Consider the following 19467-nt stretch of genomic DNA (forward strand, 5'->3'; position numbering starts at 1 on the left):
GCAAGCGCCGGGTGGGCAAGCAGGGAGTAGAACGGCGATGAGTGAACCGAACTCGACGAAGACCTCGTCGAACGGGGTAGCACCCCTGACCCCGGTGCTGACCCGTCGGTGGCTGTCCCCCGAGTCGTGGGGGCTGCGCACCTACGAGCAGTTGGAGGGCTACTCCGCGCTGCGCAAGGCACTGGACGCCCACCCCGATCAGCTCGTCACCTTGATGAAGGACTCCGGGCTGCGCGGGCGTGGCGGTGCGGGCTTCCCCACCGGCATGAAGTGGGGCTTCATCCCGCAGGGTGACGGCAAGCCGCACTACCTGGTGATCAACGCCGACGAGGGCGAGCCGGGCACCTGCAAGGACATCCCGCTGATGATGGCGGACCCGCACTCGTTGGTCGAGGGCGTCGTCATCACCTCGTATGCGATCCGGGCGAACTTCGCCGCGATCTACGTCCGGGGCGAGGCGCTGCACTGCATCCGCAGGCTCACGGCCGCGGTGAACGAGGCCTACCGCGCCGGCTATCTGGGCAAGAACATCCTGGGCTCCGGCTTCGATCTCGACGTCGTGGTGCACGCGGGTGCGGGCGCCTACATCTGCGGCGAGGAGACCGCCCTGCTCGACTCGCTGGAGGGCAAGCGCGGCCAGCCGAGGCTGAAGCCGCCGTTCCCGGCGACGGCGGGGCTCTACTCCTCGCCCACTGTGGTGAACAACGTCGAGACGATCGCGAGTGTTCCCTACATCGTCAACGGCGGCTCCGACTGGTTCCGCAAGATGGGACGCGAGCGCTCGCCGGGCCCGAAGATCTACTCGCTGTCCGGCCATGTGGAGCGGCCCGGCCAGTACGAGGCGCCGATGGGCAGCACGCTGCGGGATCTGTTGGAGCTCGCGGGCGGCATGAAGGACGGCATCCCGCTGAAGTTCTGGACCCCCGGCGGCTCCTCCACCCCGATGTTCACCGCCGAGCACCTCGACGTGCCGCTGGACTTCGAGGGCGCGGCGGAGGCCGGGTCGATGCTGGGCACCACCGCACTGCAGATCTTCAACGAGACGGTCTCGGTGCCGTGGGCCGTGATGAAGTGGACCGAGTTCTACAAGCACGAGTCCTGCGGAAAGTGCACCCCCTGTCGGGAGGGCACCTACTGGCTGGTGCAGATCCTCCAGCGGATGGTCCGCGGCGAAGGCCGGGAGTCCGACATCGAGACGCTGCTCGACGTCTGTGACAACATCCTCGGCCGTTCGTTCTGCGCGCTGGGTGACGGCGCCGTGAGCCCGATCACGAGCGCGATCAAGTACTTCAAGCAGGAGTTCCTCGACCTCTGCGAGAAGAACAGGAATGGCACCGCGGCAGACCCCGCGAGTCCCGCTCTGGCAGGAGCCCGCTGATGACCTCTGTTGTGAACAAGACCGATGCCGCGCCGGTGCCCGAGGGACACGTCCGGCTCACCATCGACGGCATCGAGGTCGACGCGCCCAAGGGCGAGCTGCTGATCCGCACCGCGGAGCGGCTGGGCATCGTGGTGCCCCGGTTCTGCGACCACCCGCTCCTCGACCCGGCGGGCGCCTGTCGCCAGTGCCTGGTCGACGTGGAGATGGGCGGTCGGAAGATGCCGAAGCCGCAGGCCTCCTGCACGATGACGGTGGCCGACGGCATGGTCGTCAACACCCAGCGCACCTCGCCGGTGGCGGACAAGGCGCAGCAGGGCGTGATGGAGCTGCTGCTCATCAACCACCCGCTGGACTGCCCGATCTGCGACAAGGGCGGCGAATGCCCGTTGCAGAACCAGGCGCTCAAGCACGGCCGCACCGACTCGCGGTTCCACGAGCACAAGCGGACCTTCGCCAAGCCGCTGGCCGTCTCCAGCCAGGTGCTGCTGGACCGGGAGCGCTGCGTCCTCTGCCAGCGCTGCACCCGGTTCTCCAAGGAGATCGCGGGCGACAGCTTCCTGGACCTCCTGGAGCGCGGCTCCCAGCAGCAGATCGGCACGGCGTCGACGGCGGTCACCGAGGGCGGCATCACCGCGAGCGGCGGCCTGACGCTGCTGGAGGGCGGGGAGTCGACTGCGGTCGCGGGCGGCGACCAGAGCTACTTCTCCGGCAACACGATCCAGATCTGCCCGGTGGGCGCGCTGACCAGCGCCGCCTACCGATTCCGGGCGCGCCCCTTCGACCTCGTGTCGACGCCGGGCGTCTGCGAGCACTGCTCCTCCGGCTGCGCCGAGCGCACCGACTGGCGGCGGGGCAAGGTCACTCGCAAGCTCGCGGGCGACGACCCCGAGGTCAACGAGGAGTGGCTGTGTGACAAGGGCCGGTTCGCCTTCCGCTACACCACGGCGGCGAATCGACTGCGTCGGCCGCAGGTGCGCGACGCCGAGACCGGCCTGCTGCGCGACGCCTCGTGGACCGAGGCGCTGCGGGTGGCGGCCGAGGGCCTGACCGCCGCGCGGGACGGCCGGGGTGCCGCGGTGCTGACCGGCGGCAGGCTCACCGTCGAGGACGCCTACGCGTACAGCAAGTTCGCCAGGATCGCCCTGAACACCAACGACATCGACTTCCGCGCCCGGCCGCACTCGGCCGAGGAGCTGGCCTACCTCTCCTCGCAGGTGGTGGGCAGCTCGCCGGAGTCCGGCGGGGTCACCTTCGCCGCGATCGAGGCCGCGCCTGCCGTGTTGTGCGTGGCCTTCGAGCCGGAGGACGAGGCGCCGATCGTCTTCCTGCGGCTGCGCAAGGCCGCGCGGAAGAAGGGCACCAAGGTCTTCCACCTCGGCCAGTGGTCCACGCCCGGCGTGCGCAAGACCACCGATCGACTGAACCCCGGCAGGCCGGACCCCGGCGGCGGGCTGCTCGCCTGCGTCCCCGGCGGCGAGGCGGCGGCGCTCGACGCGCTGCCGACCCACGCCGAGGACGTCGAGAGCGCCCTGGCCTCGTCGAACGCCGTGATCCTCGTCGGAGAGCGGGCGGCAGAGGTGCCGGGACTCTTCTCCGCGGTGCTGCGTCTCGCCGAGCGCACCGGGGCGAAGGCGGCCTGGATTCCGCGTCGTGCCGGTGAGCGCGGGGCGCTGGAGGCGGGCGCGGTCCCGACCCTGCTCCCCGGCGGCAGGCCCGTCACCGACGAGGCGGCGCGCAACGAGGTCGAGCTGGCCTGGGGACTGCAGGCGGGAACCCTGCCCGCCGCCCCCGGACGCGACACCTCGCAGGTCCTCGCCGCCGCTGCGGCGGGCGAACTCGACGCGCTGGTCGTCGGCGGTGTCGACCCCGACGACCTGCCGGACCCGGAGCTGGCCGAGCGGGCCCTGAACAAGGTCGGTTTCCTGGTCAGCCTGGAGCTGCGCTCCAGCGCGGTCACCGAGCGCGCCGACGTCGTGCTCCCGATCGCTCCCTCGGTGGAGAAGTCGGGCAGCTACCTCAACTGGGAGGGACGCGCGCGGCCGTTCGCCACGACGATCGAGGGCACCGGCGTGCTGCCGGACTGTCGGGTGCTGGACACGCTGGCCGTCGAGATGGATGCCGATCTGTTCACTCAGACCTCGGCTGCTGCGGCGGGCGACCTCGCCCGGCTCGGCCGCCACGACGGCACCAGGGCACCGGCACCGACCGTGTCGCCCACGACCCGGCGCGCGCCGACCGCCGACCAGCTCAGCCTGGCGACCTGGCGGCAGATGCTGGACAACGGCTCCCTCCAGGAGGAGGAGCCCAGCCTGGCGGGCACCGCCCGCACCCCGGTCGCGCGGCTCTCGCCCGCGACCAGCGCCCGGCTCGGGCTCGCCGAGGGCGATCTGCTCACGGTGCGCACCGAGCGGGGTTCGGTGGCCCTGCCGCTGAGCCCGGCTGACCTGCCCGATGACGTGGTCTGGCTGCCCGCCAACTCCGGTGACTCGACGGTACGGCGCAGCCTCGCAGCCGGACACGGTTCGCTGGTCTACCTCGACGGGGTCCAGAACGGAGGAGCCCGATGAACCCCGCAGCCGAGCTGCTGGTCGACGACCCGATCTGGCTGATCCTGATCAAGGTCGTCGTGATCTTCGCGATCCCGATCGTGGTCACCATCCTGATGATCTGGGCCGAACGTCGCATCATCGGCCGGATGCAGCAGCGCCCCGGCCCGAACCGCGCAGGCCCCTTCGGCATTCTGCAGTCGCTGGCCGACGCCTTGAAGCTCGCCTTCAAGGAGGACATCCGGCCCGCGATGGCGGACAAGTGGGTGTACTTCCTGGCCCCGATCCTCGCGGCCATCCCGGCGCTGCTGGCGATGGCGGTCATCCCGCTCGGCGGCGAGGTGACGATCTTCGGCGAGCGCACCGTGCTCCAGGTCGCCGAGGTCCCGGCGGGCGTGCTGGTGGTCCTGGCCTGTGCCTCGGTCGGCGTCTACGGCATCCTGCTGGCAGGCTGGGCGTCCGGCTCGCCGTATCCGCTGTTCGGCGCGCTGCGCTCCGCCGCCCAGGTGATCTCCTACGAGATCGCGATGGGTCTGGCGATCGTCAGCGTCGTCTTCTACGCCGGATCGCTGTCGACCTCGCAGATCGTCGAGGCCCAGATGCAGCAGGGCTGGTTCGCGATTCTGCTGTTCCCCAGCTTCCTCATCTACCTGGTCTCGATGATCGGTGAGACCAACCGGGCGCCCTTCGACCTTCCCGAGGCGGAGTCCGAGCTGGTCGGCGGCTTCCACACCGAGTACTCCTCGCTGAAGTTCGCCATGTTCTTCCTCGCCGAGTACGTCAACATGGTCACGGTCTCGGCGCTGGCGACCACGATGTTCCTCGGCGGCTGGGCCGCTCCATGGCCGCTCTCGCAGATCGGCGACGGCGTCCTCAACACCGGCTGGTGGCCGCTGTTGTGGTTCGCGTTGAAGCTGGCCGCCTGTCTGTTCCTGTTCATCTGGGTGCGGGCCGCACTGCCTCGGTTCCGGTACGACCAGTTCATGCACCTGGGCTGGAAGGTCCTGGTGCCGTTCGCACTCGGCTGGTTCGTGCTGGTCGCGGCGATCCGCGTGCTGCGCAACTCCGAGGGCGTCAGCCCGATGCACATCATGATCGTGTTGGGTGTGCTGCTGGTGATCGTGGTCGCGGGCAGCTTCCTGATCCCGGATCGGGCGGCTCCGCAGGACGAGGGGCCACCGGTGTCGGGCAGCGGCTATCCGCTGCCGCCGCTGGATCTCAAGGTGCCCGACGTACCTGTTCGGCGCAGTGTCTCCGCGACCTCGGGCGACGAGCCCGCAGGCGTCTCGGGCGGCACCAGGCGCGGCGCGACTCGCTCCGTGGGCAAGGCGGACGACTCCGCTTCTTCCGCACCGGCCAGCTCCCCCAAGGAGGGCGGCGATGGGACTGTTTGATCCCCTCAAGGGCTTCGGCGTCACCTTCTCGACGATGTTCAAGAAGGTGGCCACCGAGGAATACCCTGAGGTCAAGAAGATTCCGGCGGAGCGTTTCCACGGCCGCCACCAGCTCAACCGGCACCCCGACGGACTCGAGAAGTGCGTCGGCTGCGAACTGTGTGCCTGGGCGTGTCCCGCCGACGCGATCTTCGTGGAGGGCGGCGACAACACCGAGGAGGCCCGCTACTCGCCCGGTGAGCGTTACGGCGCCGACTACCAGATCAACTACCTGCGCTGCATCGGCTGCGGACTGTGCGTCGAGGCCTGCCCGACCCGGTCGTTGACCATGACTACCGAGTACGAGCTGGCCAACGACAACCGGCAGGACCTCATCTTCACCAAGGAGGACCTGCTCGCTCCGCTGCTCGAGGGCATGGAGCAGCCGCCGCATCCGATGCGTCTCGGCAAGGACGAGCAGGACTACTACGTCCACGGCCCCGAACTCGCCAGGAAGGCCGGCGTTCCGGCAGGCGCCACGGTGGAGACCGGTTCTGAGGAGGCCCGCCGGTGAGTCTCGACATCCTCACCGCCCTGCCCGCTTCGGTGTCCGGCTCGGTGCTCGCCGCGGTGGCACCGGGTCAGGCGCCCGCAGCGGACGTGATCGGCACCGGGGAGGCCGTCGCCTTCTGGATCCTCGGACCCGCCGCACTGCTCGGTGCGCTCGGCATGATCTTCGCCCGCAACGCGGTGCACTCCGCGCTGTGGCTCGTGATGACGATGCTCTCGCTCGGTGTGATGTACATGGTCCAGCAGGCGCCGTTCCTCGGCGTCGTGCAGATCATCGTCTACACCGGCGCGATCATGATGTTGTTCCTCTTCGTCCTGATGCTCGTCGGGCGAGACAGCGCGGACTCGGTGGTCGAAGTGCTGCGCGGCCAGCGACTGCTGGCGGCGCTCTTCGGCATCGGCTTCGGCATCCTGGTCGTCGGCGCACTGGCCCGCTCGCTGGAGTCGGTGCAGTCGGTGGGCCTGGAGCACATCAACAGCGCGCCGGACGGCAACGTCGCGACGATCGGTGAAATGCTGTTCACCGACTACCTGTTCCCCTTCGAGCTGACCGGGGCTCTGCTGGTGGTCGCCACGGTGGGTGCGCTGGTCTTCGTGCTGGTCGACAAGCGCGACAAGGTCCGCCTCACCCAGCGGGAACGGGCCGACGCCCGCTTCCGGGGCGAGCTGTCCCGACCGTCGCCGCTGCCCGGCCCCGGCGTCTTCGCCACGGCCAACTCGGTGGCCACTCCGGCCCTGCTGCCGGACGGCTCGGTGGCGCCGGAATCGCTGTCGGCACTGATCGAGTCCACTGCGGTCGATCGCCTCGACGCAGAGGCCGCGACCGTCTCGGGTAGCGTTCCCGCGCCGGACGCCGGGGAGTTGACCTCGGGCGGACGGCCTGCGGCGCAGCAGCCGACGACGGACGCCGAGTCCGAAGGCGGGACGGAGCAGGACGCCGATACGGCGACTGAGTCCGAGGGTGCGTCGGCTGGATCTGACTCCACTTCGGCTGAGGGCGCCTCGGGTGAGTCCGAGGGTGCGTCTGCGGGATCTGATGCCGCCTCGGCGGAGTCCGAAGGTGCGTCTGCGGAGTCTGATGCCGCCTCGGCGGGAAAGAGCGCCTCGGCGGGCTCGGCGGGAAAGAACACCTCGGCGGGATCTGATGCCGCCTCGGCGGGAAAGAACACCTCGGCGGACGCCGAGGGGACCGACACCAGTGGTGAGGAGGGTAGGGCGTGACACCGACCTACTACCTGCTGCTCTCGGCGCTGCTGTTCACCATCGGCGCCGTGGGCGTGCTGGTGCGACGCAACGCCATCGTGGTCTTCATGTGCGTGGAGCTGATGCTCAACGCCGTGAACCTGACGTTGGTCACCTTCGCGAGGATCAACGGAACTCTGGACGGCCAGATCATGGCCTTCTTCGTCATGGTCGTCGCGGCGGCCGAGGTGGTGGTCGGCCTGGCCATCATCATGTCGATCTTCAAGACGCGTCGATCGGCCTCGGTCGACGACGCCAACCTGTTGAAGTACTGAGGGGTCGAGCGTGGAGACGTTCCTGGCCGCCCAAGGCTCGCTCGCCGAACCGAGCATCGCCGAGGGCGTGGCTCAATACGCGTGGCTGCTGGTCGCGCTGCCCCTGATCGGCGCCGTGGTGCTGCTGATCGGTGGGAAGCGCACCAACGCCTGGGGGCACCTGCTCGGCTGTGCCACGGTGATCGCCGCCTTCGTCTACGGGCTCGCGGTGTTCCTGTCCATGGCAGGTATGTCCGGCTCCGAACGGGTTCAGGAGCTGCACCTCTACGACTGGATTCCCGCCGGTGCGCTGAACGTCGAGTTCGGACTTCGCATCGACCCGCTGTCCATGGTGTTCGTGCTGCTGATCACCGGCGTCGGATCGCTGATCCACGTCTACTCGATCGGCTACATGAGCCACGACAGTGACGGCGGAGTCGGCCGGTCCAACAGCGAGCGTCGGCGGTTCTTCGCCTACCTCAACCTGTTCGTCGCGGCGATGCTGATCCTGGTGCTCGGCAACAGCTTCGTGACGCTGTACCTGGGCTGGGAGGGCGTCGGTCTCGCCTCCTACCTGCTGATCTCCTTCTGGCAGCGCAGGCCCGCAGCGGCGAGCGCCGCCAAGAAGGCGTTCCTGATGAACCGGGTCGGCGACGTCGGCCTCGCGGTGGCCATCTTCCTGATGTTCCGCGAGCTGGGCACGACCCAGTACACCGAGGTCTTCGCCAGGGCAGGCGAGCTCTCGCCCGGCGTGCTGCTGGCGATCGCGCTGCTCCTGCTGCTCGGTGCCTGTGGAAAGTCTGGTCAGTTCCCGCTGCAGGCCTGGCTTCCCGACGCGATGGAGGGCCCGACTCCGGTCTCCGCCCTCATCCACGCCGCCACCATGGTCACCGCGGGCGTCTACCTGATCGCCCGCGCGAACCCGATCTACACGCTGACCCCCGACGGCAGGCTCATCGTCACCGCGATCGGTGCGCTGACGCTGCTGATCGGCTGCATCATCGGCTGCGCCTACGACGACATCAAGAAGGTGCTCGCCTACTCGACGGTCAGCCAGATCGGCTACATGATCCTGGCGGTCGGCCTCGGCCCGGCAGGTTACGCGCTGGGCATCTTCCACCTGCTGACCCACGGCTTCTTCAAGGCCGGGCTGTTCCTCGGGGCAGGCTCGGTCATGCACGGCATGAACGACGAGGTCGACATGCGGAAGTACGGAAACCTCCGCAAGTACATGCCCGTCACGTTCATCACCTTCGGGCTCGGGTACCTGGCGCTGATCGGCTTCCCGTTCTTCTCCGGCTTCTACTCCAAGGACGCCATCGTCGCCGCCGCGTTCGCCGAGCCGGGCTGGCGCGGCTGGGTGTTCGGCGGCGCCGCCGCCCTGGGCGCGGGCCTGACGGCCTTCTACATGACCCGGCTGATGCTGATGACCTTCTTCGGCCCGGAACGCTGGAAGGACCAGAAGTCCGCCGACGGTCGGGACTTTCACCCGCACGAGTCCCCGGTGTCGATGACGGCGCCGATGATCGTGCTCGCGGTGGGCTCGGTCGCGGGCGGTTTCCTGCTCCAGTCCGGCGACTGGCTGATCAACTGGCTGCAGCCGTCGCTGGGCACGCTGGAGGAGCACCACGGCGTGCTGCCGCACTCGGTGATCCCGTTCATCGTGGTGGGTCTCTCCGCCCTCGGCGTCCTCGCCGCCTGGCTGGTCTTCGGCGCACGTCGCGTGCCCGCCGTCCGGCCTGCCAGGGTCTCGTTCCCGGTGCGGGCGGCCCGCGCCGACCTGTACGGGAACGTGCTGAACGAGGCCCTGTTCGCCCGCCCCGGCACGTGGTTGACCCGCGCCCTGGTCTACGTCGACAACAAGGGCGTCGACGGGGTCGTGAACGGTGCCGCCGCGTTGCTCGGCGGCTCCTCCGGACGGCTCCGCCGGACTCAGACCGGTTTCGTCCGCTCCTATGCGTTGAGCATGTTGGGAGGCTCGGTCCTCGTGATCGCGGCTCTGTTGATGGTGAGGTTCTCGTGATCACGAGGTCGAGTGACAACCCTCGAGTCGAGAACGTCGAGAACACGGTGGCCGAGAACATCCTGGCCGAGAGCATGAGGGAGGAAAGGTGAGCGGTTCGATGGTGCTCCTGGCGCTGCTGATCCTGCCGCTCGTCGGCGCGCTCGTCGTCGCCTTCCTGCGTGGGAACGAGCGAAACGCGAAGATCACCGCCTTGGCCTTCTCGCTGGTCGAGTTGGTGCTGGCCGCGCTGGCCTGGACGGCGTTCGACCCGGGCGGCCCCCGGCTGCAGCTGACCTCCTCGGTCGACTGGATCCCGGCGTTCGGCGTGCACTTCTCACTCGGGGTGGACGGCATCGCCCTGGTGATGATCGCGCTGATCGCGGTGCTGGTGCCGATTGTGATCGGTGCCTCGTGGGAGGACAGGCTGCCGGAGGGACGCACCGCGGCGGGCTACTTCTCGCTGCTGCTGGTGATGCAGTCGCTGATGGTCGGCGTCTTCGCCGCCACCGACGTGCTGCTGTTCTACGTCTTCTTCGAGGCCGTCCTCGTGCCGATGTACTTCATCATCGGCCGGTTCGGCGGCCCGCGCAGGCAGTACGCGGCCGTCAAGTTCTTCCTGTACTCGCTGCTGGGCGGGCTGATCATGCTCGCGTCGGTCATCGGTGTGTACGTGGTCAGCGCCGAGGAGCTCGGACAGGGCACCTTCGACTGGGAGACCCTGGCCGCCACCATCTCCGACGCGCCGCTGAGCACGCAGATCTGGCTCTTCCTCGGCTTCTTCATCGCCTTCGCGATCAAGGCGCCGCTGGTGCCGCTGCACACCTGGCTGCCCGACGCCGGTGCCGAGGCGCCGGTCGGAGCGGGCGTGCTGCTGGTCGGCGTGCTCGACAAGATCGGCACCTTCGGCTTCCTGCGTTACTGCCTCCCGCTGTTCCCCATGGCCAGCCAGGAACTCGCACCGTTGATCCTGGTGCTGGCGGTGGCGGGCGTGTTGTACGGCTCGCTGCTGGCCGTCGGCCAGAGCGACATGAAGCGGTTCGTCGCTTACACGTCGGTGGCGCACTTCGGCTTCATCGCGCTGGGTATCTTCGCCTTCAGCACGCAGGCCCAGACCGGTGCGGTGCTGTACATGGTCAACCACGGCATCTCCACCGGAATGCTGTTCCTCGTGGTGGGCATGGTGATCGCCAGGGGCGGCTCGCGGCTCATCCAGGACTACGGCGGTCTTGCCAGGCTCACCCCGGTGCTGGCAGGCCTGTTCCTAGTGGCGGGGCTCTCCTCGCTCGCGCTGCCGGGCACGAACTCCTTCGTCAGCGAGTTCTTGGTGTTGATCGGGTCGTTCCCGCGTGAGCCGGTCTACACCGTGCTCGCCGCGATCGGCATGGTCCTCGCCGCGCTCTACGTCCTCTGGGTCTACCAGCGGATCATGCAGGGGCCGCTGCGCGGCGACGCGCTGATCGGGCTGGCAGGCGGGCCGGGAGCCGCGGTCGACCCGAACTCGGAGTCGCTGCTCACGAAGCTCAAGAGCAAGGTGCCCGATCTCAGTGCGCGCGAGATCGGTGTGCTGGCACCCCTGGTGGTGTTGATCGTGGTGCTCGGGTTCTACCCGGCCCCGGTGCTTGAGGTGATCACTCCCTCGGTCGAGGCGACGATGACCGAGGTCGGCCTCAGCGATCCCGTGACGGGAGCGGATTCCACGGTCGGACCCGCGGCAGGCGGACCTGAGGCAACCGGTCAGGAAGGCGACTGAGGTGTTGACAAGCGTGTCCGTTCTCGCGCAGAGCGAGAACGTGGAGAGCTACTCGATCGACTGGTGGGCGATCAGCCCGCTGCTCGTCGTCTTCCTCGCTGCCTTCGTCAGCGTGCTGCTCGAGGCATTCCTGCCGAGGTCGAGACGATGGGCCGCCCAGGTCGGGCTGTCGATCGGAACGCTGCTGGTCGCGGCGTTCGCGATGATCCTCTACATCAACGAGGGTCTGCGCGTGGGTCTCGGGCTGTCGGAGGAGGTTCCCGTCGACCCGGCCTTCGCCGACGTCGCCCACCAGGTGGCGCCGGTGACGACCTTCAACGGGGCACTGGCCGTCGACGATCCGACGCTGTTCCTGTGGGGCACCCTGCTCGCCCTGGCGCTGCCGTCGTTCCTGATGATCGCGGACCGTTCGGTGGAGCCGGGCGGCGCGTTCGTCGCCCAGGCCGCGTTGCGACCGGGCTCCACGCAGGACCGCGCGCAGACGACCGCTCCGGGTATGCAGACCGAGGTCTTCCCGCTGGCGCTGTTCGCCCTCGGCGGCATGATGGCCTTCCTGGCGTCCAACGACCTGCTGACGATGTTCGTCGCGCTGGAGGTCCTGAGCCTGCCGCTGTACCTGATGTGCGGACTGGCTCGGCGACGACGGCTGATCTCGCAGGAGGCGGCGGTCAAGTACTTCCTCCTCGGCGCCTTCGCCTCGGCGTTCTTCCTGTACGGCATCGCGCTGCTCTACGGGTTCGCAGGCTCCGTGCAGCTCTCCGCCATCGCCCAGGCCACCGCGGGCACCGACCGGTCCGAGACCCTGCTGTTCGCCGGGCTGGGGCTGCTGATCGTCGGTCTGCTGTTCAAGGCGTCGGTCGGCCCGTTCCACTCCTGGACGCCCGACGTCTACCAGGGCGCTCCGACCCCGATCACCGCGTTCATGGCGGCCTGCACCAAGGTCGCCGCGTTCGGCGCGATCCTCCGGGTCCTCCAGGTCGCCTTCGAGGCGTCGAGCTGGGAGTGGGAGGGCGTGCTGTGGGCGGTCGCCATCGCCTCGATGGTGATCGGCGCCGTGCTGGGCCTCACCCAGACCGACATCAAGCGGATGGTCGCTTACTCGTCGGTGGCCCACGCGGGCTTCCTGCTGGTGGGTGCGATCGCGCTCACCGAGGACGGCCTCGCGGGCACGATGTTCTACCTGCTGGCCTACGGCTTCACCACCGTGGCGGTGTTCGGCGTCATCACTCTGGTGCGGGACTCCGATGGTGAGGCTACTCACCTCTCCAAGTGGGCCGGACTGGCGAAGCGGTCACCCTTGGTAGCCGCTGTGTTCTCCTTCCTGCTGCTCGCCCTGGCAGGCATTCCGCTCACCAGCGGATTCATGGGCAAGCTGGCGGTGTTCTCGGCGGCGGTGGCGGACGGAATGGCTCCGCTGGTGGTGGTGGCCCTGATCGCGAGCGCCGTCGCCGCGTTCTTCTACCTGCGTGTCATCGTGCTGATGTACTTCAGCGAGCCTGCTTCCGACGGTCCTACGGTGAGTGTGCCCGGAGCCTTCACCACGGCTGCGATTACGCTCGGTGTGGTGGTCACGCTGCTGCTCGGCGTGCTGCCGACGTTGGCCCTGGACTGGGCAGGCATTGGTGGGTTCATCTCATAGGACCTGTCGGTGATCCTCCTTCGTCGCTGTCGGGGATCAGCGCCGACGAGACGCGCGGCGACACGCCGCGGCTCGTCGCGCTGTCCCCGATGACGCCGGAGAGCGGAGATCTGCGACAGGCTCGTGAACCATGAGCCCTTGGCGAGAAGGCGGCGGTGACGTGGCGGGCACGGGTCGGACTCAGGTCGGTGGAGGTCGAACCTCACAACTGGACATCGCGGACGCGGGACTGGCGGAGGACGTCTCCGCGAGCCTGGCCGAGGTCGAGGATCTGCTGCACGGCTTGCTGCGCAGCGATCTCGACTTCGTCACCGAGACGGCGCTGCATCTGGTCGACGCGGGCGGGAAGCGGTTCAGACCGATGTTCACCCTCCTCGCCGCGCAGTTCGGCGGGCAGGGCAGACCGGACGTGATCAAGGCGGCCGTCGCGGTGGAGCTGGTCCACCTTGCGACGCTGTACCACGACGACGTGATGGACGAGGCCACGATGCGGCGCGGCGCGCAGAGCGCGAACGTCCGCTGGGACAACGCGGTGGCCATTCTCACCGGCGACTACCTGTTCGCCAGGGCCTCCTATCTGGTGGCGGACCTGGGCACCGAGGTGGCCAGGATCATCGCCCAGACCTTCGGCGAGCTGGTCACCGGTCAGATGCGGGAGACCGTCGGGCCGAGCGCGGGAGCGGACCCGATCGAGCACTACCTGCGGGTGATCACCGAGAAGACCGGGTCGCTCATCGCGACGGCGGGCCAGTACGGCGCGATGCTCTCTGGCGCCCCGGACGAACAGATCGCGGCCCTGCGCAGGCTCGGACAGCTGATCGGCATCGCCTTCCAGATCTCCGACGACATCATCGACATCGACTCGCCTGCGCAGGAGTCCGGCAAGGTGCCGGGCACCGACCTGCGCGAGGGCGTGCTGACCCTGCCGATGCTCTACGCGCTTGCCGAGGAGTCGCCCCAGACCGCGCGGCTGCGCGAGCTGCTCGCAGGCCCGGTCGGCGACGACGAGCTGGTGCAGGAGGCGCTCGACCTGCTGCGGGCCTCCTCCGGGGTGACGGCGGCGCGCAAGACGCTGACCGACTACGCCGATGCGGCACGGCAGGAGTTGGCGGTCCTCCCCGCCCATCCGGCGCGGGATGCGCTGGGCAGCCTCATCGAGTACGTCGTGGCGCGCAGCAACTAGTGGTTGGCCGCGCCGGCTCCGCCCGGCGCGCCGTCGGTGGTGCCGGTCGGTGCGGGCCTGCTGGTCGGCGGACTCCGCTATTCAAGGACTCCGCAGTTCAAGCGCCGCGGATCTGCGCAGCGCCGAACGGGACGAGCGCGATCGGGCGGGCGCCTGCCGATCGGATGACGAGGCCGGTCAGAGCTGGTCGGGCGCGGAGACGGTCGACTCCGTCTGTCGCCGGGCCGCTGCTGCGGCGGCACCCGCCCGACGCGCCGTCCGCAGGGCGTCGATGCTGAAGATCGCCAGGGCGAGCCACACGAGACCGAAGCCGATCCAGCGGGAGGCGGGCATCGACTCGCCTGCGATGAGCACGGCCCAGAGCAGCTGCAACGTCGGCGCCAGGTACTGGAGCATCCCCATCACGGACAGCGGGATGCGTTGCGCGGCGAAGCCGAACAGCAGCAACGGGAGCGCGGTGACCGGTCCCGCCGCGATCAGCAGCGCGCTGTGCAGCGGCCCCTCGGCCAGGAACGTGGCAGCGCCGGTCACCTGCAACCACACCAGATAGGCCATGGCGAACGGAGCCAGCACCATGCTCTCCGCGGTGAGGCTGTTCAACGAGTCCAGCGGGACCGTCTTCTTGAGCAGCCCGTAGACCGCGAAGCTGCCTGCGACCACGAGCGCGATGACGGGCAGCCTGCCGTAGTCGAGCGTCACCACCAGCACCGCCGTCGCAGCCACGCCGAGGGCGATCCATTGCACGCCGCGCAGTCGTTCACCCAGCACCAGGACGCCGAGCAGCACGCTGATCAGCGGATTGATGTAGTAGCCGAGGGAGACCTCGATGACTCGCTCGGCGAGTACCGCGTAGATGTAGACGCCCCAGTTGACCGCGATCAGGATCGCCGCCACGGAGATCAGCGCCCACCGACGCGGACCGAGTCCGCGTAACGCGGACAGCCTGCCCAGGAACAGGCAGACGACGACCATCAGGACCAGGGTCCAGGCGAGTCGATGCGCCAGGATCTCGACCGGCGCGGCCTGATCGACCAGTGCCCAGAAACCCGGTGTCGCGCCCCACAACACGTAGGCACCCGTTCCCGACAACAGGCCGAGGCGACGCCCTCGCCCGGAACTCGCCGGGTCGGTCGTCGCGCTGTGATCAGGCGTCGTGGAGGGCACGGCGGCGAGCCTACGCCGAGGAGGATTCGCGTTTCCGCGATGGAATTCCCGGGACATCGCCACCCCGATTGCACGTTCGACCGCGATTCCTGGAAGGCTTGGGCACCGCTGAAGGGAGCCGGTCTCGGATCCGCGCGGGAATGGGCTGCGGTGGTGTTCTGACGTGGATCTTCCGGCCGTCGTCTCGGCCGGAGAACCGCAGGCGACGACATCGTGCTTGACGTGGCGACCGGGTCTGCTTCGATGGGGCCGGACCGCGTGGGACGGATCGGCGCGATTCGGCGAGACGGTCGACGAGACGACGTCGACCACCGGGCGGCAGCTCAGACTGCCGTTCACGGCGGATGGTCATGGCACCGCGTTCAGGGCCGTGCACGGCTCGGGGCGTGGCCGTGCAGCTAGGAGGGACTTCCTGTGACCTCGATCTTCGGGCAGGTATGGCTGTGGAGCCTGCTCGCCTTCGCACTAGGAGCCTTCGTCACCTGGGCGCTCCTGGTCCGCCCTGCTCGACAACGGCTCGCGCGACTCGACGGCGACCGTGCGGCCGGTGCCGAGCTCCAGCGCGGCGAGGAGACGGGGGAGGAGCCACGCCAGCCGAGGGAGCCCCGGCGCGATGCCGACTGGCTGCGCGGGGACCCCGACGGCGACGACCTGCTCGCGGGCCTGCGGGGCACCTCGCCCGACCCGACGCAACGTGAGCCGATTCCCGAGACCTACGAGGAGTTGTGGGAGGCCGCGCCGGAGCCCGTCCCGCACCCGCCGTTGCCGCCGAGGGCGCCGGAGCCGCCGCGTGCCGCGCGACCCGAGCCGACCCGTGCCGATTTCTTCACCGAGCAGCAGCCCGCAATTCGCCACGAGCAGCCCGACGAGTATCAGGATCAGCAACGCGCCGCCCGCGCGGCGGGCCCGCTCGACCAGTACCAGGGCCCGAGGGCCGAGCCGCAGGACCAGCGGCGGCGTCCCGAGTCGCGCGCAGACCAGACGGCAGTGATCAACAAAGCCGGACTTCCCGGCGCGCACGACGCTCGCCGCGCTGAGCTGACCAGTCGCCAGCAGCGGCCCACGCTCGGTGCGGGCGCCGGGGCTCGACCGCAGTCGGCGCGCGCCGGTCGACGGGACGAGGCGATCGGCTGGCCCGACGAGGGCCGAGACCTCCCCTCGACGCCGGAGGCGCAGCCGCACGACCCGTTGCCCGGGGCCGATCCGGACACCTGGCGGCCGTCCGAGCCGCGCGGCCTTGCCGAGCCTGCGCGTCCCCACCACGACACCCGACGCGGCCTCCCGACCCCTGAGGTCGGCCCGGTGGGAGCCTCGGCGGCCCCTGCCGAGTTCGACGCCTTCGAGGCCGCCTGGCCCCAGGGCGAGGACGCCGGACCGGGCGACGGGCCCGGCACGGGCGGCAGAGACGAACTCCTCGGCGACTTCCCCGACGCCTTCCCGGACGGTCCGTCGGCGGAGGACGCGGCCGCGAGCCACGGCGGCCCTGCGGCGGAGCCGTTCGACTCGGCTGCATCGTCGTCGGCACCGGAGTGGGCTCCGGGGGCGCGGGCAGATCAGGTGGACGAGCCGCGTACCGACTTCTTCCGTCGCGCCGACCTCGCCGCCGAGCAGCCCGCCGTCGAGCACGAGTGGCCGTCGTCGCAGGGTGCCGACTCGACCGAGCCGTCGGCGGACGCGGACGCGACGGCCTGGCCGTCGACCCTGGACGAGCCTGCCTCGGGCCGGGCCTTGGAGACGGACCCGGTCGACGAGGCGCAGGCCTCGGAGTCGGCGGCGCCCGCCGAGTCCGACCGTGAGCAGCGGGTCTTCGATCGTGACGAGGTTCAGGAGGACTCCGCCTGGCCCGAGGCCGCGGAGTTCCAGGACCACCCCGCCGATCAGGACCTCCCCGCGTCCTCGACGGCGCTGACCGGCCCGTCGGATTCGCCGGACCTGCCGCCGGTCTCCGACACCGCAGAGCGGGACCGAGGGGCGACACCCGAATCGAGCGCGGCGGCCGTCGAGGAGGACCACGTCTCCGTCGGGACCGATGGGCCGGGCGAGCTGCTCGACGAGGCGGCCGATGAGCACCTGGATCGCCCGCAGGACGCCCAGCCCGCCGCTGTCGACGTCACCGACCGCACGGCAGACGTGGAGGCTGCGGCGGACGCCGGGCCCGACGTCGGTCGGGAGGAGATGAGTGAGCAGACCGCGATGATCCCGATGGTGTCGATCTCCGACCACGACCACGACCACGATGCCGGCGCCGGCGCGGTCGGTGCTGCGGACTCCGCCGATCAGGACGACCCGTCGGAGAGCCAGGACACCGTCTCGCGGTCGGGTTCCTCAGCGTCGTCGAGCCTGCCTCCGGTCGGCCGATCTGCTGCGATCAACGAGAACAGGCCGACCACGAGCGACATCCCGCACGTCGCGGGGCGGCCGGCTGCCCGTCAGCTGCCGGTCGCGGCGGACCGCTCCGATCCGCTGATCGGTCTGGACGACCTGGAACTGGGCGATGCGACGCCGTCGACCGGCGATCGGGCGGGGGCGCCCGCCGAGGCCGTCGAGCCGGAGCGGGAGCGGTCCCTGTTCGAGCCCGTGCTGGAGGCCGACGGCGCCGCGCCGGGTCCCGCGCCCAGCGGCGGCGCTGCCGAGTTCGTCTGGTTCGCGGGTCGGGGGCAGGCGGGCAACCAGAGCGGTACACCACCCCGGCCCGCGTCGCCGGTCCCACCGGGGCCGCCGCCCGCCATCCCGAGGCCTGCCATCCCCACCCCGTCCAGCACATCGGGCCGGGAGCCCTGGATTCCGATCCAGGACCTGGAGGGCAACGAGCTGGACGCGGCGACGCTCACGCCGAAGGGCGCTCAGCCGTTCGGGCCGGGTTCGGCACCTGCCGCGCCGGACGGATCGGCGCCCACCGCCGACTATCGGGTCAAGGCGAATGCGAAGACCCGTATCTATCACACCGATCAGTCGCCGCAGTTCGGCACGGCCAAGGCCCAGGTCTGGTTCCGCAGTGAGGCCGACGCCCAGCGCGCGGGCTTCGCGCCATGGCACACCCGCAGGTCGGGGTCTGCCGGGCGTTGACCCGACCTGAGCCGGGGCGGGCCCGTGCGGGGCGCCCGCCCCTCCGCTCGGTGAACGAAAGGGCCGGGCCCGTCACCCGTTGCATGACCCGCCGTGGCAGTCGGTCGGCCGGTCCCGGCCGGGAAACCGGGGCCGGCCGCCCGCCGAGACCGGCCCCGCGTCGCACCGGGGCCTCGACTCAGCCCACGACCGTCCAGGTCTCCCGGCCGTGTAGCAGCGCGGCGAGGTCCGGTGTCTTCGCGGCGGCCTCGGCGACCTGGGCTCTGGCCTGATCGTCGTAGGTCGGCCGGGACACCGCACGGAAGACGCCGGTGACCGTCGGGTCCAGATCCTGGCCGCCCAGCCGGGACAGCGCGAACGCGTATCCGGGGTCGGAGCGGGTCACGTCATGGACCACCAGCGCCGCGCGGTCCACCTCCGAGGTCTTGACCACCCGCAGTTCGAAGCCGTCGGCCACCACCCCGTACTCGCCGTCGGCGCCGAAGACGATCGGCTCGCCGTGCCGCAGCGGGATGATCCGCCGCTCCCGTTCGCCCGGCTCCTTGAGCACGTCGAATGCGCCGTCGTTGAAGATCGGGCAGTTCTGGTAGATCTCGACCAGTGCGGTGCCCCGGTGCTCGGCCGCCGCGCGCAGGACCTCGGTGAGCTGTCGGCGATCCGAGTCGAGCGCCCTGGCCACGAAGGTCGCCTCCGCGCCGAGGGCCAGCGACACCGGGTTGAACGGGGTGTCCACCGAGCCTGCGGGGGTCGACTTGGTGACCTTGCCGACCTCCGACGTCGGCGAGTACTGGCCCTTGGTCAGTCCGTAGATGCGGTTGTTGAACAAGAGGATCTTCAGATTCACATTGCGGCGCAGCGTGTGCACGAGATGGTTGCCGCCGATGGAGAGCGCGTCGCCGTCGCCGGTCACCACCCAGACCGACAGGTCCGGCCGCGAGGTGGCCAGCCCGGTCGCGATGGCGGGCGCCCGGCCGTGGATGGAGTGCATCCCGTAGGTGTTCAGGTAGTACGGGAATCGCGAGGAGCAGCCGATCCCCGACACGAAGACGATGTTCTCCTGCCGCAGCCCCAGTTCGGGCAGGAAGGAGCGCACGGCGGCCAGCACGGCGTAGTCGCCGCAGCCGGGGCACCAGCGCACCTCCTGGTCGGAGGTGAAGCCCTTCGCGGTCTGCTTCTCGTCGGTTCGCGGGACGCCCTCGGTGCCACCGATCAGCGGCAGCCCCAGGTCAACAGCCGTCATCTGTCCTCCTCGAAAGCAGGTGCCCGGCGCGAAGTCGGGTCGTGAGGTCGGGCT

General features: G+C 69.9%; 12 protein-coding genes and 1 pseudogene. 11 read left to right on the forward strand and 2 right to left on the reverse strand.

From position 1 onward, the window contains the following. Positions 1 to 37 precede the first annotated feature (37 nt). From nuoF to UA75_RS02605, 10 genes and pseudogenes are all read left to right on the forward strand, one after another. The gene (nuoF, locus tag UA75_RS02560; protein ID WP_075738540.1) at positions 38 to 1378 is read left to right on the forward strand and encodes an NADH-quinone oxidoreductase subunit NuoF; all 1341 of its coding nucleotides are present in this window, start codon (positions 38 to 40) and stop codon (positions 1376 to 1378) included. Next, on the forward strand, positions 1378 to 3948 hold the full coding sequence (locus UA75_RS02565) for an NADH-quinone oxidoreductase subunit G (RefSeq protein ID WP_075738542.1): 2571 nt from the start codon (positions 1378 to 1380) through the stop codon (positions 3946 to 3948). The genes nuoF and UA75_RS02565 overlap by 1 nt, the downstream gene beginning before the upstream one ends. After that, positions 3945 to 5321, forward strand: a complete 1377-nt coding sequence (gene nuoH, locus UA75_RS02570) for an NADH-quinone oxidoreductase subunit NuoH (protein ID WP_075738544.1) — start codon at positions 3945 to 3947, stop codon at positions 5319 to 5321. Before UA75_RS02565 ends, nuoH begins: the two co-directional genes overlap by 4 nt. Then, the gene (gene nuoI / locus UA75_RS02575; protein WP_075738546.1) at positions 5308 to 5874 is read left to right on the forward strand and encodes an NADH-quinone oxidoreductase subunit NuoI; all 567 of its coding nucleotides are present in this window, start codon (positions 5308 to 5310) and stop codon (positions 5872 to 5874) included. Before nuoH ends, nuoI begins: the two co-directional genes overlap by 14 nt. Before the next feature lie 44 nt (positions 5875 to 5918). Next, positions 5919 to 6743: pseudogene (locus UA75_RS02580) on the forward strand (NADH-quinone oxidoreductase subunit J); the annotation flags it as partial. Between the two features lie 344 nt (positions 6744 to 7087). Further along, positions 7088 to 7387 (forward strand): NADH-quinone oxidoreductase subunit NuoK, encoded by a 300-nt coding sequence (gene nuoK / locus UA75_RS02585; protein ID WP_069846307.1) that lies wholly within the window; start codon positions 7088 to 7090, stop codon positions 7385 to 7387. Between the two features lie 67 nt (positions 7388 to 7454). Then, entirely contained in the window at positions 7455 to 9389 is a 1935-nt protein-coding gene (gene nuoL / locus UA75_RS02590) for an NADH-quinone oxidoreductase subunit L (RefSeq protein ID WP_075743331.1), read from the forward strand. 100 nt (positions 9390 to 9489) lie between these two features. After that, entirely contained in the window at positions 9490 to 11121 is a 1632-nt protein-coding gene (locus UA75_RS02595; protein ID WP_075743332.1) for an NADH-quinone oxidoreductase subunit M, read from the forward strand. Positions 11122 to 11134: 13 nt separating this feature from the next. After that, positions 11135 to 12760 (forward strand): NADH-quinone oxidoreductase subunit NuoN, encoded by a 1626-nt coding sequence (gene nuoN / locus UA75_RS02600; RefSeq protein ID WP_075738548.1) that lies wholly within the window; start codon positions 11135 to 11137, stop codon positions 12758 to 12760. A 130-nt stretch (positions 12761 to 12890) separates the two neighbouring features. Next, positions 12891 to 13943, forward strand: a complete 1053-nt coding sequence (locus UA75_RS02605) for a polyprenyl synthetase family protein (RefSeq protein ID WP_083682874.1) — start codon at positions 12891 to 12893, stop codon at positions 13941 to 13943. Positions 13944 to 14120: 177 nt separating this feature from the next. Here UA75_RS02605 and rarD read toward each other — a convergent pair whose 3' ends face one another. Then, entirely contained in the window at positions 14121 to 15107 is a 987-nt protein-coding gene (rarD, locus tag UA75_RS02610; protein ID WP_232237606.1) for an EamA family transporter RarD, read from the reverse strand. Positions 15108 to 15521: 414 nt separating this feature from the next. On the opposite strand from rarD, the gene UA75_RS02620 reads away from it, so the two are divergent. Then, positions 15522 to 18173 (forward strand): hypothetical protein, encoded by a 2652-nt coding sequence (locus UA75_RS02620; protein WP_075738556.1) that lies wholly within the window; start codon positions 15522 to 15524, stop codon positions 18171 to 18173. Between the two features lie 178 nt (positions 18174 to 18351). On the opposite strand, the gene UA75_RS02625 is transcribed toward UA75_RS02620, so the two are convergent. After that, positions 18352 to 19413, reverse strand: a complete 1062-nt coding sequence (locus UA75_RS02625; protein WP_075743333.1) for a 2-oxoacid:ferredoxin oxidoreductase subunit beta — start codon at positions 19411 to 19413, stop codon at positions 18352 to 18354. Positions 19414 to 19467: the final 54 nt, after the last annotated feature.

Source organism: Actinoalloteichus sp. GBA129-24, assembly GCF_001941645.1.
GTDB lineage: Bacteria > Actinomycetota > Actinomycetes > Mycobacteriales > Pseudonocardiaceae > Actinoalloteichus_A > Actinoalloteichus_A fjordicus.

Coding starts and splice junctions, on each gene's coding strand:
- nuoF (WP_075738540.1), top strand. CDS start 38: ATGAGTGAACCGAACTCGACGAAGACCTCGTCGAACGGGGTAGCACCC.
- UA75_RS02565 (WP_075738542.1), top strand. CDS start 1,378: ATGACCTCTGTTGTGAACAAGACCGATGCCGCGCCGGTGCCCGAGGGA.
- nuoH (WP_075738544.1), top strand. CDS start 3,945: ATGAACCCCGCAGCCGAGCTGCTGGTCGACGACCCGATCTGGCTGATC.
- nuoI (WP_075738546.1), top strand. CDS start 5,308: ATGGGACTGTTTGATCCCCTCAAGGGCTTCGGCGTCACCTTCTCGACG.
- UA75_RS02595 (WP_075743332.1), top strand. CDS start 9,490: ATGGTGCTCCTGGCGCTGCTGATCCTGCCGCTCGTCGGCGCGCTCGTC.
- UA75_RS02605 (WP_083682874.1), top strand. CDS start 12,891: ATGAGCCCTTGGCGAGAAGGCGGCGGTGACGTGGCGGGCACGGGTCGG.
- UA75_RS02625 (WP_075743333.1), bottom strand. CDS start 19,413: ATGACGGCTGTTGACCTGGGGCTGCCGCTGATCGGTGGCACCGAGGGC.